This window comes from Streptomyces bottropensis ATCC 25435 (assembly GCF_000383595.1).
Lineage (GTDB): Bacteria > Actinomycetota > Actinomycetes > Streptomycetales > Streptomycetaceae > Streptomyces > Streptomyces bottropensis.
In genome coordinates this window covers 5,555,080-5,569,165 of the sequence record NZ_KB911581.1, presented here as the reverse complement: position 1 = coordinate 5,569,165, position 14,086 = coordinate 5,555,080, and the positions used below count along the sequence as shown (strand labels likewise).

Annotated in this window: 14 protein-coding genes and 1 pseudogene; 7 read left to right on the top strand and 8 right to left on the bottom strand. The window is 68.1% G+C overall.

Going from position 1 to position 14,086, the window contains the following annotated elements; genetic code table 11:
• The 3 genes from STRBO_RS0124855 to STRBO_RS42140 form a co-directional block, all read right to left on the bottom strand.
• Window positions 1-1,386, bottom strand: a complete 1,386-nt coding sequence (locus tag STRBO_RS0124855; protein WP_020114992.1) for a DDE-type integrase/transposase/recombinase — start codon at window positions 1,384-1,386, stop codon at window positions 1-3.
• Window positions 1,387-1,482: 96 nt separating this feature from the next.
• Entirely contained in the window at window positions 1,483-2,058 is a 576-nt protein-coding gene (locus STRBO_RS0124850; RefSeq protein ID WP_028796833.1) for a hypothetical protein, read from the bottom strand.
• A 387-nt stretch (window positions 2,059-2,445) separates the two neighbouring features.
• Window positions 2,446-3,236 (bottom strand): IS5 family transposase gene (locus tag STRBO_RS42140; protein ID WP_408994925.1). Its coding sequence is split into 2 segments (ribosomal slippage): window positions 2,446-2,915 and window positions 2,915-3,236, totalling 792 coding nucleotides; the frame shifts between segments, so codons are not numbered across the junction.
• A 164-nt stretch (window positions 3,237-3,400) separates the two neighbouring features.
• Here STRBO_RS42140 and STRBO_RS0124835 point away from each other — a divergent pair.
• Window positions 3,401-4,219 carry an IS5 family transposase gene (locus STRBO_RS0124835; RefSeq protein WP_020114989.1) on the top strand — a complete coding sequence of 273 codons (819 nt, stop codon included), beginning with the start codon at window positions 3,401-3,403 and terminating at the stop codon, window positions 4,217-4,219.
• Window positions 4,220-4,868: 649 nt separating this feature from the next.
• On the opposite strand, the gene STRBO_RS0124830 is transcribed toward STRBO_RS0124835, so the two are convergent.
• On the bottom strand, window positions 4,869-5,114 hold the full coding sequence (locus STRBO_RS0124830; protein WP_237547400.1) for a hypothetical protein: 246 nt from the start codon (window positions 5,112-5,114) through the stop codon (window positions 4,869-4,871).
• Between the two features lie 34 nt (window positions 5,115-5,148).
• Between STRBO_RS0124830 and STRBO_RS0124825 the strand changes: the two are divergent.
• Window positions 5,149-5,958 (top strand): annotated as a pseudogene (locus STRBO_RS0124825) (IS5 family transposase); the annotation flags it as partial.
• Between the two features lie 33 nt (window positions 5,959-5,991).
• Here STRBO_RS0124825 and STRBO_RS0124820 read toward each other — a convergent pair.
• The 4 genes from STRBO_RS0124820 to STRBO_RS0124805 all read right to left on the bottom strand — a co-directional run bounded on the left by STRBO_RS0124820 (window position 5,992) and on the right by STRBO_RS0124805 (window position 8,772).
• Window positions 5,992-6,960 (bottom strand): phosphotransferase family protein, encoded by a 969-nt coding sequence (locus tag STRBO_RS0124820; protein WP_020114920.1) that lies wholly within the window; start codon window positions 6,958-6,960, stop codon window positions 5,992-5,994.
• 368 nt (window positions 6,961-7,328) lie between these two features.
• On the bottom strand, window positions 7,329-7,889 hold the full coding sequence (locus STRBO_RS0124815; protein ID WP_005477176.1) for an HNH endonuclease family protein: 561 nt from the start codon (window positions 7,887-7,889) through the stop codon (window positions 7,329-7,331).
• 86 nt (window positions 7,890-7,975) lie between these two features.
• Window positions 7,976-8,173 carry a hypothetical protein gene (locus STRBO_RS0124810; protein ID WP_020114987.1) on the bottom strand — a complete coding sequence of 66 codons (198 nt, stop codon included), beginning with the start codon at window positions 8,171-8,173 and terminating at the stop codon, window positions 7,976-7,978.
• 14 nt (window positions 8,174-8,187) lie between these two features.
• Complete coding sequence (locus tag STRBO_RS0124805; protein ID WP_005477175.1) at window positions 8,188-8,772, bottom strand: ArsR/SmtB family transcription factor; 585 nt, start codon at window positions 8,770-8,772, stop codon at window positions 8,188-8,190.
• A 281-nt stretch (window positions 8,773-9,053) separates the two neighbouring features.
• Here STRBO_RS0124805 and STRBO_RS40510 point away from each other — a divergent pair, with 281 nt between their 5' ends.
• From STRBO_RS40510 to STRBO_RS0124780, 5 genes are all read left to right on the top strand, one after another.
• Window positions 9,054-9,773, top strand: a complete 720-nt coding sequence (locus STRBO_RS40510) for a hypothetical protein (RefSeq protein ID WP_020114985.1) — start codon at window positions 9,054-9,056, stop codon at window positions 9,771-9,773.
• Window positions 9,739-10,761 carry a tyrosine-type recombinase/integrase gene (locus STRBO_RS0124795; protein ID WP_005479607.1) on the top strand — a complete coding sequence of 341 codons (1,023 nt, stop codon included), beginning with the start codon at window positions 9,739-9,741 and terminating at the stop codon, window positions 10,759-10,761. Before STRBO_RS40510 ends, STRBO_RS0124795 begins: the two co-directional genes overlap by 35 nt.
• Entirely contained in the window at window positions 10,761-11,981 is a 1,221-nt protein-coding gene (locus STRBO_RS44975; protein ID WP_005479606.1) for a hypothetical protein, read from the top strand. The genes STRBO_RS0124795 and STRBO_RS44975 overlap by 1 nt, the downstream gene beginning before the upstream one ends.
• The gene (locus STRBO_RS44185; protein WP_245170656.1) at window positions 11,870-12,592 is read left to right on the top strand and encodes a tyrosine-type recombinase/integrase; all 723 of its coding nucleotides are present in this window, start codon (window positions 11,870-11,872) and stop codon (window positions 12,590-12,592) included. The genes STRBO_RS44975 and STRBO_RS44185 overlap by 112 nt, the downstream gene beginning before the upstream one ends.
• A 433-nt stretch (window positions 12,593-13,025) precedes the next feature.
• Window positions 13,026-14,081: a Mu transposase domain-containing protein gene (locus tag STRBO_RS0124780; RefSeq protein ID WP_005477164.1), complete on the top strand. Its 1,056-nt coding sequence runs from the start codon at window positions 13,026-13,028 to the stop codon at window positions 14,079-14,081.
• Window positions 14,082-14,086: the final 5 nt, after the last annotated feature.

The window sequence follows — 14,086 nt, the reverse complement described above, 5'->3', positions numbered from 1 at the left end:
TCAGCCCTGGTCGGTTAGGTCGAGGCTCTCGGCGGGCGGCTCGGCCAGTGCCGCGTAGTTGATCTTCTGTCCGAGGTGGTTGGAGTGGGCGTTGTCGACCAGGCCGAGGTAGTCGATGCCGGTGGCCGGCTTGGGTTCCTCGGCGGGGATCTCGGGCCTGGCCTTGGGGTGGGAGTGCCGGTTGATCTGGAACGGGGTGGCGGTGCCCGCGTCCTTGCCGTCGAGGCGGACCCGCAGGAAGGTCAGGTCGAAGGGGTCGAAGACCAGCTCGACCTTGTGGCCGACCAGTTCGGGTTCGACCTGGTAGCGGTTGCCGTGCAGCGAGACGGTCGCGGTCTTGGCGACCCGGCGGTGCTCGGACCAGCGGAAGGCTTCGGCCAGGTCCGCCGGCCGCGGGACGGGGAAGGGGGCCGCGGCCATCCACCGCTGAAGCGGTTCCTGTCTGGTCTCGCTGTGGACACGGCGGTGGTAGATGTTCTCGACCCAGGCGGTGAACAGGCGGTTCATCTCCGCGAGGTCCTTGATCTCCCGGCCGACCTCGCCCTTGTCGGAGGCGATCTCGACGGTGAATTCGCCGTTCACGGTGCGGAAGAACCTCTCGATCTTCCCGCGTCCTTCGGGGCGTCCGGGGGCGGAGTGCACCAGCTTGATGCCGAGTTTCGCGCAGGCCCTCAGCAGCCACGAGTCGACGAAAGCGCTCCCGTTGTCGACGTAGATGTACTGCGGGACACCGCGGGCGGCGAGCGCGGGACGCAGGGCGGCGGCCAGGCGGACGGTGTCCTCCATAAAGCCCCAGCGGTGCCCGACCACTGCCCGTGAATGGTCGTCCAGGAAGGCGAACAAGTACGTTTTGCGGCCGTCGATCCGCGGCCCGTGCAGCGCGTCGCCCACCCAGAGCTCGTTGGGCCGGTCGGCCTCGAACCGGCCGAAAGCGTGGGCGGGCTTGGCCGTCCTGAGCGCGACCAGGCCGGTGCGGTGGAACATCCGCTGCAGCGTGCGCTCGTCCGGCGCCCAGCCGAGCTGGGCTCGCAGAATCCTTCTGACCTGTGCGGCCGTGCGGTCCGGGTTCTCCTTCTTCAGGGCCATCGCCAGCTCGACCACCTCGGGCGGGGTGCGGGGCTGGGACTGACGCGGGGAGGGCACCAGCGCGTCGAAGCCGCCCTGGCGCCACTCCAGGATCCAGCGGTCCAGCGTCCACCGGGTGATCCGCACCGGCCGGCCGTCGGCGTCGATGTGCTCCTGCTGGGCCAGTTTGCGCACCAGAGCACCACGCTGACGGCCGGTCAGGCCCGGGTCGGCGGCCTCACGGATGAGCATGTAGCGGAACAGGCCGATCCGCCGGGCTCTCTCCGTCCGGGCTGCCTCGTCGTCATCTCTCTTCGGCACGTCCACCTTCCTCACCGTCTCGTCACGGTCATGGGCCCGCCGAGGCTGTCAGGAACAACACCGCGAAGATCAGGGGCAGTTGGTGTTGATCGGCGATCAAGGCCAGCTCGGCGACAGCAACTGGCCCCGGCTCGCCGCGGAGGCCAGCTGCCATGGCGACACCTCGCCGACATCCGCCCAGCGTGAGACCGCGGCCTTCCATGCTCCGACCACGGCCGCCACCGCGTCCGCGAACCGGCTCGCCGACGCGGCGGGCGGGATGGGATCGGGCCCGGTGTCGACCAGCAGCACCGTGAAGTACACGCGAACGTGCTCAGCCTGTTGTTCGAACCGTCGCAGCCAGCCCCGCACCGTCTCCACCGGCCGCCCCAACAGGGCCGCGATCGTCCTCGCACCCGAACCGGCCGCTTTCGCCACCAGTGCGGTCCCGATCACGTCCGCCAAGTCCACCCGCCTGACCAGTACGAACACCGGGAGAAGCACATGCGAACCCCCGCAGCCCGAGCACCGGGCCCGCCGCGGCCGCACCCGCACGACACCGTCCGTGTCCCGCAGCACGCGATGCCTCGCCCACCCCCATGGCGCGAGCACACCCCCGCAATCCGGGCACTCGACCTCGCCCGACAACAACCTGGCCTCGATCCGGGCCGCGTCCGCCTCTACCGTGAGCACCGGCGCCTCCATGCGCTGCACGGCCCTCCCGGACTCGGCCAAGAGATCGTCGGGAGGGCCTTCGCATGCCCTCCTCATCGGCAAGGTGTCGCCGCCAACGAACACCCCGACCCCGCCGGCATGCGTCCGAATCCGTCGGCACACAGCATGCCTTCAACTCACCGCCCACATAGGCATCTTGAGTGCCGTTGAACACGGCACCGGCAGCAATCGTGATACCACGGCCGGTAACCCACCTGGGGAGCAGCTGGCACGTCCACCCTCCCAGAGGTGTCGAACAACGAACACCCCGCCACAACCAACCCAACCGTATGGGCCGGTTGCCCCGGAGTCCCGAATAAGTCCACGAAGCAGGGCTCGACCGGCACCCTCGTTCGTTTAGAGGTCCTAACAAAGGCGTTGGACGTGTCGGTGGGTGATGAGACAGGTGGCGAGGCCGAGGAAGGCTTCATGGATGTCGTCGCGTCGTTCCCAGCGGATGCGCAGGCGGCGGAAGCCGTGGAGCCAGGAGAGGGTGCGCTCGACGACCCAGCGGAAGATGCCCAGGCCGGAGCCGTGTGGCTGGCCCCGTTCGGCGATCGCGGGCCGGATGCCGCGTTTCCGCAACAGTCGCCGGTACTTGTCATGGTCGTAGCCGCGGTCCGCGAAGAGCATGTCCGGCCGTCTCCGCGGCCGCCCGACCGTGCCGGCCACGGGTGGAATCTTGTCCAGCAGCGGGATCAGCTGAGTGACGTCATTGCGATTGCCGCCGGTCAGCGACACCGCGAGCGGGATGCCCTGCCCGTCGACAAGGACGTGGTGCTTGCTGCCCGGCCGTGCACGGTCGACCGGGCTGGGACCGCTTTTGGGCCCCGTCGGGCCGCCCGCACGTGGGAGGAGTCGATCACCGCCCTCGACCAGTCCAGCTGCTTCGCCGACCGCAGCTTCTTCAGCAGCACCACGTGCAGCTTCTCCCACACACCGGCCTCGTTCCAGGCGGCCAGGCGCCGCCAGCAGGTCATGCCCGAGCCGAAGCCCAGCTCCTGGGGCAGGTACTCCCACTGGATGCCCGTGTGCAGCACGAACAGGATCCCGCACAGGGCTTGCCGGTCCGGCACCCGCGGCCGGCCCGCCACCAGCTTCGGCCCCGGCTCGGGCAGTAACGGCTCGATGAGCGACCACAGTTCGTCCGACACGATCCACGGCCGCGACTGACGCTTCCCCACGGCCAGACCAACGACCACCTAAGTCGAAAGTCACTTGATCAACAACTTCTGTTAGGACCTCTTAGGGGTCCTTGCAGAAAGATCGTGTTGTGGCACGGTGGAGATGTATGGGATCCCGTCTTTTGTGGGGTGTGACCATGGCGCGGCGGAAGCCGTGGGAGGTCAGTGACGAGTTGTGGGCGGTGATCGAGCCGCTGTTGCCGAAGCATGAGCGGCGGTTCCGGTACCCGGGGCGCAAGCGGATCGATGACCGCAAGACACTCCAAGGCGTGCTGTTCGTCCTCTACACCGGTGTCCAGTGGGAGTTCTTGCCGCAGGAGTTGGGGTTCGGTTCCGGTCCTACCTGCTGGCGGCGGCTGGCCGAGTGGCAGGAGGCCGGGGTGTGGGAGGAGCTCCAGCGGGTGCTGTTGGACGGGTTGCGGGCGGCGGACCGTCTCGACTTCTCGCGCGCCACCATCGACGCCTCTCATGTGCAGGCCAAGCGGGGGCGAAGCAGCCCAAAAGTCGGGCCGAGTCCGGTTGACCGTGCCCGGCCGGGCTCGAAGCATCACGTGCTGACCGACGCCCGTGGCACTCCTCTGCGGGTGTCGCTGACCGGCGGTCACCGCCACGATGTCACCCAGCTGCTGCCGCTGATCGACAGCCTTGGGCCGGTGCGGGGCAAGCGGGGCCGGCCGCGGCGCAAGCCCCGCACGTTATACGCCGACCGCGGCTACGACTACGACATCTACCGCCGCCGCCTGCGCGAGCGCGGCATCACCCCGAAGATCGCCCGACGCGGCCAGCCACACGGCTCGGGCCTGGGCAAAGTCCGATGGGTCGCCGAGTCCGCCATCGCCTGGCTCCACGGCCCACGCCGCCTACGAACCCGCTGGGAAGCACGTGACGACATGCACGACGCCTTCCTTCAACTCGCCCACTGCATGACACTCGCCCGCAAGCACCCGGCTTTCTGAAAGCACCCCTTAGGGCAACCACAACCGACGTGGGGAACAACCTGGTGGTGACCACTGGCGGAGGGAACTGAGGTGCTGCTGCCGCAGGGCAGGAAGAAGTGAAGTGGGCTGCTGGGCGAGTGCCGCCGACAGCTTTGCTGACCGCGCCATGGGTGGCGTCGCTCGATCCTTGGACTGCCCGTGCCGACGCGCACGCCTTGGGCTGGTGCCCCACCGTGTGTGGGGAAGACCCAAACACCCTGCCGGATCCCTGCTGGCGGGGGGATGACCCCCAACGCGGTGGGGAAGACTCAGTGAGTCTGGCCTGTGCGCAGAGCTCGGTACGATAGACCCCCACGCGTATGGGGAATACCCGGAACTGGTCGCTGTAGAGACGGGCGAAAAGGGATAGACCCCCACGCGTATGGGGAATACCCTTGCTGAGCTGGGATTTTGAAGATCAGCACGCTCCCCTGACTTTACATGACTCGTGTCCCGGCGTCAGACCGGGTGCCGGCGCTGTGGTTGGGGCCGGTATCTGGGCGTCGGTGGGTTCGCCTGCGGAGGTCACCAACCCGACCGGCTATGTTCCAGGCTCCCCTTGCGGGGTCCTTGCACAGCTGCAGCAGGGTCTACTGCTACCAGAGCCCGGGCATCCGACTGTTCGCGGTCAGCATCGCGTCGTTTGGGCTCGGTCTGTGCCTTCACTGTGTGCGGTGGATGGAGCGGCCTGATCGTTCTCGTCGTTTCGCACGCGTAGTACCTCGTCGATGCGGTCCCAGCTGAGCCGTTCACCCGGCTCGCTGGCCGCTGCCATGATCAGGTCACCGCACAGCTCGATCTCGGTGAGGGCCACGTGCTCCTGATCCGTGACCGCGCGGGGTACGGAGGGGCGGGAAAGTGCCGCTTCGCGCAGCTCGTCTGGGACCTCATCGTGGCTGTGGTAGCCCATGGCTTCAACCTCTGTCGCCGAATGGGCCCTTCTCGAACCCCTGCTGCCCATCCCGGCCTGCCAGACCACGACCGGCGGTCACCCGGAGAAGTGGTCGCGGCGGGAGATCGTCGACGGCATCCGCTACATCGTCGACAACGGTGCGAAGTGGCGGGCTCTGCCTGCAGATTTTCCACCCTGGGAGACGGTTTACGGGTTTTTCTGGAGGTGGAACCGGGCCGGGGTCGTCACCTACATCTGTGACCAGCTCCGCCGGAGGATCCGTACCAGAAAGGGCCGCTGCCCCCACCCGGTGACGCTGATCGTGGACTCCCAGTCGGTCAAGGGAGCCTCCACTGTTGGGAAGGACAGCCGCGGTTACGATGCCGCGAAGAAAATCAACGGCCGCAAGCGACATATCACCGTGGACACGCTCGGCCTGCCCGTGATGATCACGGTCACGCCCGCCGACATCCAGGACCGCGACGCCGCCCGCGACGTGTTCTGGCGCCTGCGCCTCACCCAGCCACAGATCACCCAGGTCTGGGCCGACCGCGGCTACGCCGGCGAACTCGTGGACTGGGCCCGCGACCGCCTCTGGCTCACCCTGCGCATCGTCTCCCGGCCCAAAGGGGTCAAGGGCTTCGTCGTGTTGCCCCGTCGCTGGAAAGTCGAGCGCACGATCGGCTGGTGCATGAACGCGCGTCGCAACGCGCGCGACTACGAACGGCTGCCCCAGCACTCCGAAGGCCACCTGAACTGGGCGCTCATCACCATGATGACCCGACGCCTCACCCGCAAAAGCCCCCGCACCGACTGGGATAAAAAAAAGCCAAGTATGTCCCCCTGATGACCAACAACCTCAGACCAGCGCCAGCGCCTGGTTCAAGTGGTGCTCGGCAATCCCCTGCATGAACGCCCGGTCGGGGAAGTCTCCGTCGAGCAACCGGAGCGGCCCCGCCGTCAGGGACAGGTGCTGGGTGAGCTTATAGAGGGCGAGTCGGTCCTCGTCGAGGTCCTCCACCGCCAACCGCCGGTATTGGTCCTCGGAGTGGCGGAGCCGCAGGAACACGTGCTCCCACTCGACGTCGAAGTACAGCAACTCCTCGAAGTCGATCACGACCGGGTTACCGGCACGGTCCACCAGCACGTGGTCCAGCCCCAGCTCGCCATGGACGACCGAGTACTCGGCACGCGGCCGCACCTCCGCGGCGAGTTCACGCAGCCGTTCCTCCAGCCTGCCGCGGGCGTCCGCGATCCTCCGGTCACGGGACGCCGCCTCAGCGAGGCAGCGCAGCGCGAACCCAAGCGCTGCCTCCTCACACGACGCCGCCTTGGACCTTCCTCCCTTGTCGATCTGGGCCACCTTGCCGAACGACGGCGCTCGATGGCGTCGCATCGCCGCCAGGGCGTCGGCGAGGCGGGCCATCGTCGGCTCTGCGGCGCGCGGGTCGCGGTTGAACAGGTCCATCAGGTCCTCGCCAGGGAAGTCCTCCACGATCGCCAGGTCGGCCGGGTAGTGAGTGCGGTCCCGGTCGACCAAGTGGACCTCGGGGACCCGCAGGCCGAGCGAGGCCAGGCGCGCGTGGCTGGCCTCGAACAGGTCAAGTCCGACACCGGGCGAGAACGGGTCGGTGAGGTCGCCATCGCCCTCATCCGCTGGCCAGTAGTTCTCCGACTTCTCCCACAGATAGGCGACTGCCGTCGTGGCGTCGTTCATCGTGAGGCGGTACACGCCCTTCGTGGTGCCGCCGGTGAGCCGCTCGACCGCCTCCAGCTGCCGACCGCCCCCCAGTGCGGCCCGGGCCGCCCCCGCCAGCTGGTCCCGCATCACTTCCCGAGGTGCCACGTCCACGACCCACCTTTTCAGCTCGCAACTGGGGAACCCTACGCGAGCCACTACTCAACCCTGAATCCCTTTTTGCGGAGCCTCAGTCCTCTGCCCACCTTCAAAAACACCTACTCAGGTCCGAGTGTCGACAGCGCTTGGGCGAGGGTGTCGATCGCCTCCAGGGCATCGTCCTTGGCCTCCCTGCTTCAGGCATCCGGCCTGGATGTGTCGGCGAGATGGCAGGCGGTGTCGGCGAGCTCTTCGGCGCACTGCTCCGCCCTCGACCAGGCGTTGTGCGGCGTCATGCCTGTGCAACGAATCCCGGACGGAAAAGATCGCCGACGCCGCCTGAGACGAGCCGGGAGCGGTTAGCGGGCGCGGGTGACCTCGATGACCGCCTCTGGGCAGCTGTCGAGAACGTCGGTGAGTGTGGCCTGTTCGGCCGGGTCGACGGCCAGAGCCCAGCGGGTCTTGATCGCGGTCCAGTCGGTGGCGTACGTGCACCGGTAGCCCTCGGCCGGCGGCTGCCAGGTGGTCGGGTCCTGGTCCGCCTTGGAGCGGTTGCTGGAGGCGGAGACGGCGATGAGGGCGCGGGGGTCGTCGAGGTCGTTGGCGTAGGCCTGGCGTTCGCCGGCGGTCCAGCTGGAGGCGCCGGAGTCCCAGGACTCGGCGAGGGGGACCAGGTGGTCGATGTCGAGAGCACGGGCCTGGTCGAAGGTGATGCTGTCGTACGGCGAGTACCAGATGCCGCCGCTCAGCGCGCAGTTGACGCCCTGTTCGGGGGCGGTGACGGCCTCCTCGATCAAGACCTCCGAGCGGGTGTGGCAGCCGTCGCGGTCGGCGTCGATCCGGTGTCGGAACTTCGTCCGCTCGTACCCGGTGCGGTCCTCGTCCCGGATGGTGAGGACTTGGTGTCGACGGTCATGCAATTCGCCACCTCAGGCGGGTTCGGCGTCAGCTAATTCCCCATCCGCGCGGTCATGTTTCCCCACGGGGACGGCGGTCGCGAACGGCGCTAAGGGATGGCGGCTGCCGCCTTGGGGGCGGCGGCCAGTCGCAGGCCGACTTCCACGAGGGCCCAGCCGAGACGGGTACGGAGGTCCCGGGGGTGCCGTGGGTGCCGGGCCGCTGCGGCGAGACGGTACGCGTCGGCTTCGGCGCGGAGTTCGGCGGCGCGGGCATGGTGCAGGGCAAGGTGGTGCTCGGGGTGCATCGGGCTGTGGCCTTTCATTCCGTGGTGAGGGGGAACGCGTGTGTGTGGATGCGTACCTGGGCGGTGTTGGCGTCGTCCTCGTCGGTGGCCCGGTCGCGGTAGGTGTCGACGAGCGCGTGCATCTTCTCGACGAGTTCCCGTGTCAGTTCGGGCGTCAGCCGCAGTGTCGCGCTGCTCATGTCCCAGGTGCGGTTCCATTCCTCCGGCCATGCCTGGCGGTTGCCAAGCCAGGTCGACAGGTCCCGGGTCTGGGTGGTGGCGATCTCGTGGAGGTACATGTCGGCGGCCCCGCGCACGTCCGGACTGGCATCCGTGAGCAGTGCGTCGTCGAAGCGCAGGCCCTTGTGGACCGCCTTCCACCACCGCTCCCGGCCCTTGCCGCGCTCGGGAGCGTCCTCAATGAACCCGTGAATGGCGAGCTGCCTCAAGTGGTAGCTGGTCGCACCGCTTGACTCGCCCAGCTTTTCGGCGAGTTGAGACGCGGTGGCCGGGCCACCGAAGCGCAGGGCGTCCAGCAGTTGCATGCGCAGTGGGTGTGCGAGCCCACGCAGGGATCGGGCATCGAGATTGCGGACGTGCGAGTCCTGGGGCTCGTTCATGCCTACAAAGATAGCGATGCAAAGCAATGCTTGCAATGAAATCTTTGCATCAAATGCTTTGGAGTGGCTGCGTCACACGAGGCGGCGTCACTGGCACCAGATTTTCAGCAGATGGGGCGGTTTGCTAGATATGCGACTTCTATTCTGAATCCTCCTGATTGGCCATGGGTACGGCGGAGTTCGGGATCGAGGGACCTGGTCATCGCGGAGCTGCGGATGGCCCTCGCCCGGTGGGTCCCGAACGCCGATGGGCAGCCCGGATGGCAAGGAGAACGTTCGTCGTGGTCGACATCACCGAGATCTACGTCCACTGGTACGCGGGCCGCTCGAAGAGCGCGCTGGCCGCGTCGCTGGGGGTGGACCGCAAGACAGTCAGGAAGTACCTGGCGCCGGCGGAGGCGTCCGGGATCACCCCGGGCGGGCCGCCGATGACCGAGGCCGACTGGGCCGGGCTGATCGAAGGCTGGTTCCCCGGCCTCGTCGACAGGAGACTGCGGCAGGTCACCTGGTCCGACATCGACCAACACCGCGACTACATCAAGGACTTGCTGGGAACGGTGACGGTCTCCACGATCCACCAGCGGCTGCGGGACGAGCACAAACTGAAGGTGTCGGTCTCCTCGTTCCGCCGCTGGGTGCACGCCACACTGCCCGACGAGGTGAGCCGCTCACAGGTCACCGTCCTGCGCGACGAGGTCGAGCCTGGCGAGGAGGCCCAGATCGACTACGGCTTCCTGGGCCAGTGGACCAACCCCCGCACCGGCAAACGGCACCGCGTCTGGGCGTTCGTGATGGTACTGCCCTGCTCACGGCACATGTTCGTCCGCCCGGTCCTGAACCTGGACCAGCACGCGTGGACCGAGGCGCACGTCGCGGCCTTCCGCTACTTCGACGGTTATGTGGGTGACAACTCTTCCTCGATCTCGTGTTGCCCGTCAGGATGGTCGCTCCCGTCGAGGAGCTCGGATGGCCTGGCAGCCGGAGTTGGTACGACGTGTTGATGCCGCGGGCAACCCTGCTGCATCGCTCGGCCACGTCCTGGTCGACGACTACCTGGAGTTCGTGGCGGCCCGCTGCAGGCCGAACACCCTGCTGGCCACCGCCTACGACTTGAAGGTCTTCTTCTCGGTGGTGCCCAAGGAGCCGGCCGACGTCGTCACCGCAGACATCTTCGCGTTCATCACCGCGCAGAAGAAGCCGCGTCAAGGCCCGAAGGTCGTCCGGCTCGAAGACGGTGAAGCCGGACTCTCAGCCCGGACCATCAAGCGCCGGCTCGCCAGCGTCTCTGGGCTGTTCGGCTACCTGATGACCCGCGACGACCTCGCTGTCGACCGCAACCCGGTGCCGACGGGACTGGCCAACCGCCGCCGCAGTGGCACCCGCGGGGCACCTCTGCTGCGCACGCCTCGCACCCTCCCACGCGTCCTCGGGCCGACCGAGGTCGAGGCGGTCCTCGGCGCCCTGAACACCGCACGGGACCGGGCGATGATCCTGGCGATGCTGCTGGGCGGGCTGCGCCGCTGCGAGGTCCTCGGCCTGCGCCTGGGTGACCTCTCACCGGGCGAGCGTCGGGTCTTCATCAGCGAGGGCAAGGGCGGGCACCAGCGCCTGATACCCGTCTCCGCGCAGTTCTTCAGCGCGGTCGGCGACTACCTGGACCGTGAGCGTCCACCCGTGGACCACGACCAGCTGTTCGTGGTGTTGCGCGGGCCGACCCGCGGCCGGCCGCTCTCCGCCGACGGTCTCGACGAGATCCTCGACGGAGTCCGAAGACGAACCGGACTACCGAAGTTGACATGCCATCAGCTCCGGCACACCTGCCTGACGCGGCTGCGGGAGGCAGGCATGGCTCTGGAAGCGGTACAGGCCCAGGCCGGACACCGCTCCATCGAGTCGACCCGCGTCTACATCCACCTCGCGAACAGCTGGCTCGTCGAGCAGTACCTGGAGGCCAGTGCCGCGATCGACGCCGACCGAGCGGAGTCCTGATGCGCCGGGCCCGCGCCGCGGCCCTGCCGATAGTGCGCCCGGACCTGGTCGAGTTCTACCTCGCCCACCGGGCCGCGCAGGGCATGAACACCGACCACAAGGTCCGCTGGGGTGCCCGGGCACTGCTTGCCGCAGTGCCTGACCTGACCGACTTCTGTCGCCTGCCACTGGAACGTCAGCTCGCCTTCAACCACGAGACCCACCGGTTCATCAGCTGGCTTGCGGTCACGGGACGGATGCAGCCGGGCGCGGACTACCTGGTCGCCCGGCGCCCGCGACTGGGGATCGTACTCGCCCGCACGGAGCCGGAACTGCACCTGCGGTTCATGGAGACCGCCCGCACACTCGGCTTTCGCGACACAGTGGCCATGACCCAGTTCAACCTGCTGGGTCACTTCGTGGCACTGTTCGCCAACCAGCCCCACGAACTGCAGCAACGCGACTGGGACGAGGGACGCCGCCTTCTGCTGGACGCCGCACGCCGCATCCCCAACCGCGGCGTCAAGGCCCTGTCGACCGCCCTGTTCAACCTCGAAGCCACTCTGTTCCACTGCGAGTTGACCGACCAGCTCCCGCGCCGACGCACCCCGGACCGGGCCGACATGCGAGCCCGCGAATGGGCCCGCGTCCCGGCCAGGATGGCGGAGACGATGCAGCACTATCTGCAGCAGATCGCCGGGACGCTGCGGCCGGGCACGGTGAAGAACGCCGAGCTGACGCTGCGAGAGTTCGCCTTGCTGGTCGCCGCCGAAGACGCGGCCGTCAGCTGCGTCGCCGAGCTCAAGCGGCGACACGTCGAACGCTACCGACAGTGGCTGCTGGAGCGGCCGGCCGCCCGCGGAGGCCCGCTGCACCGGCACACCGTCCGCGACCGCCTGAGCAAAGTCCGCGGCTTTCTCCGCCGCCTCGACGAATGGGACACCGCCGACCGGCCACCTCGCCAGCTGGTGTTCGACAGCGACTTCCCGATCGCGGACGAGCCACTGCCGCGCTTCCTCGACGACGCCGCGGCCGCCAAACTTCTGTCCGCCGCTCGCAAGGATCCTGATCCGTATTCGCCCGCCTGGCCATCGAAATTCTCGCCCGCACTGGGATGCGACGCAGCGAGATGCTCGGCCTCACCATCGATGCGGTCGTGCAGATCGGCTCCGCCTACTGGCTCCGTGTCCCGGTCGGCAAGATGCACACCGACCGCTATGTTCCCCTGCATCCGCAGCTGAAGGCGCTGCTGGACGACTGGTTGCTGCACCGCCCCGAGGGCCTGCGCTCGAACCTGCTGTTCACCGACCACGGCCGCCCGGTCAATGCCTCCCGCATTGAGGCCGCCGTCCGCAAGGCCGCCGAGCGGGCCGGACTGGGCAGGGTCACCCCGCACCAACTGCGCCATACTCTGGCCACCCAGGCGATCAACCGAGGCATGTCCCTGGAGGCCATCGCCGCACTCCTGGGACACAAGTCACTGTCCATGACACGCGTTTACGCGCGGATCGCTGACCGGACCGTTGCCGACGAGTACTTCGCCGTCTCGGAGAAGGTCGAGGCACTCTACGACGCCCCGCGCCAGCTGCCGGCCGACGCCGAGGGAACGGAGATGACCAAGCTCAGGCGGGAGATGCACCGCCGGATGCTCGGCAACGGCTACTGCGCTCGCCCCGTCGAGATGGACTGCCACTTCGAGTCGATCTGCGAGTCCTGCACCTTCTTCGTCACCACGATCGAGTTCCGGCCCACCCTCGAACGCCAGCGAGACGACGCGGCGGCCAAGGGACAGGTCGCACGCGAGCAGATCTTCGACGGACTCCTCAGCCGACTCGACGGAGAAGCCTCCTGACTGTGTCGACTCGCCAAGTTCGTACGACAGTTGCCCACCTCACGGGACCTCCCCAGCGGCTGCCTGAGCTCGTGCAATCTCGGCATGGTGTGAGGCTTCGGCAGGGGCGTCCACATGCTCCAGTCGATTCCAGCGGTCGCTGTCGTATCCGTCGCGATAGTTCCACCAGCTTGCGGTGGTCCACAGCCGGTTCCATTCACGGAGCATGGTGGACCGCTCCTCCTGGCCAAGCCCGCCCCGGTCGAGGAGTGCGAGCATCAGTCCTGCCGAGTCGCAGACCAAGATTTCCAGGGAACGCAACGCGCAGAACGTGTCCCCGGTCTCGCCAGCCGCATCCTGGACTGGCCGAATCTGGGAGTAGATGAACGCCTCCAGCGCGAGACTCTCCCTCGATTCGACGATGACTTGACAACGAGACCCGCATATTAGAGGGGTGCCGCGCGGGAAGGTCCGCTACGACAATCTCCGCGCCGCGGTCAGCCAGGTGCAGGGCCACACCCGGGGCCGGGTGGAAAGCGACCGGTGGACGGCGTTCCGCTCGCACTTCTCGATCAATAGTTTCTACTGCAATCCGGGCATCGAGGGCGCCCACGAGAAGGGCGGCGTCGAAGGGCAGATCGGCTGGTTCCGCAGGAACCACCTGGTCCCCGTCCCGAAGGTCGCCTCGCTGGCCGAGCTGAACATGATGGTCGAGCGCTGGGACCAGGAGGACGACGCCCGCCGGATCATGCAGCGGGCGCTGACCATCGGTGAGATGTTCGCCATCGAGCGCCCGCTGCTGGTCGCGCTGCCCGAGGAGGACTTCGAGACCGGACTGGTCTCCTCGCTGCGGGTGAACCGCTACGGCCAGGTTAGTGTCCGCACCAACCACTACTCGGTGCCGGTGCGGCTGATCGGCCGGATGGTGCGGGTCGTGCTGCACGCCTCGGAGCTCGTGGTCTACGACGCGCACAGGGAAGTCGCCCGCCACGAGCGGCTGATCGCCAAGGGCGGCTCCCGCCTGGAATTGGACCACTACCTGGAGGCCCTGGTCCGCAAACCAGGCGCCCTGCCTGGCGCGACCGCACTGGACCAGGCCAGATCGGCGGGCAAGTTCACCCCGGTCCACGACGCCTGGTGGCAGGCGGCCTGCAAGGCCCACGGCGACGCCGAGGGCACCCGCGCCTTGATCGCGGTCCTGCTGCTGCACCGGCACATGGTCCACGAACACGTGGTGGCCGGGATCGCGACCGCGCTGCGGGCCGGCGCGCTGACCGCCGACGCGGTCGCCCTGGAGGCCCGCAAGTGGGGCGAGGCCGACCAGGGCAGCGAACAGCCCACCGACCAGGACAGCGCGCCGCGGCGCAGGGTGGACGGCGGGGCGACGGTGACCTCGCTGACCGAGCGGCGCCTGGCCGCACTGCCGCCCGATCCCAGGCCGCTGCCGTCGGTGGCCGCCTACGACCAGCTGCTGCGATTCCGCCGGCGTCCCGCCGACGGCCAGACATGACCCAG

What these genes read in the sequence shown, in the direction of transcription:
- STRBO_RS0124795 (WP_005479607.1), top strand. Translation starts at nt 9,739, where the DNA reads ATGGCCTGGCAGCCGGAGTTGGTACGACGTGTTGATGCCGCGGGCAAC.
- STRBO_RS44975 (WP_005479606.1), top strand. Translation starts at nt 10,761, where the DNA reads ATGCGCCGGGCCCGCGCCGCGGCCCTGCCGATAGTGCGCCCGGACCTG.
- STRBO_RS0124835 (WP_020114989.1), top strand. Translation starts at nt 3,401, where the DNA reads ATGGCGCGGCGGAAGCCGTGGGAGGTCAGTGACGAGTTGTGGGCGGTG.
- STRBO_RS44185 (WP_245170656.1), top strand. Translation starts at nt 11,870, where the DNA reads ATGCTCGGCCTCACCATCGATGCGGTCGTGCAGATCGGCTCCGCCTAC.
- STRBO_RS0124820 (WP_020114920.1), bottom strand. Translation starts at nt 6,960, where the DNA reads ATGCGGGACCAGCTGGCGGGGGCGGCCCGGGCCGCACTGGGGGGCGGT.
- STRBO_RS0124805 (WP_005477175.1), bottom strand. Translation starts at nt 8,772, where the DNA reads ATGAACGAGCCCCAGGACTCGCACGTCCGCAATCTCGATGCCCGATCC.
- STRBO_RS0124810 (WP_020114987.1), bottom strand. Translation starts at nt 8,173, where the DNA reads ATGCACCCCGAGCACCACCTTGCCCTGCACCATGCCCGCGCCGCCGAA.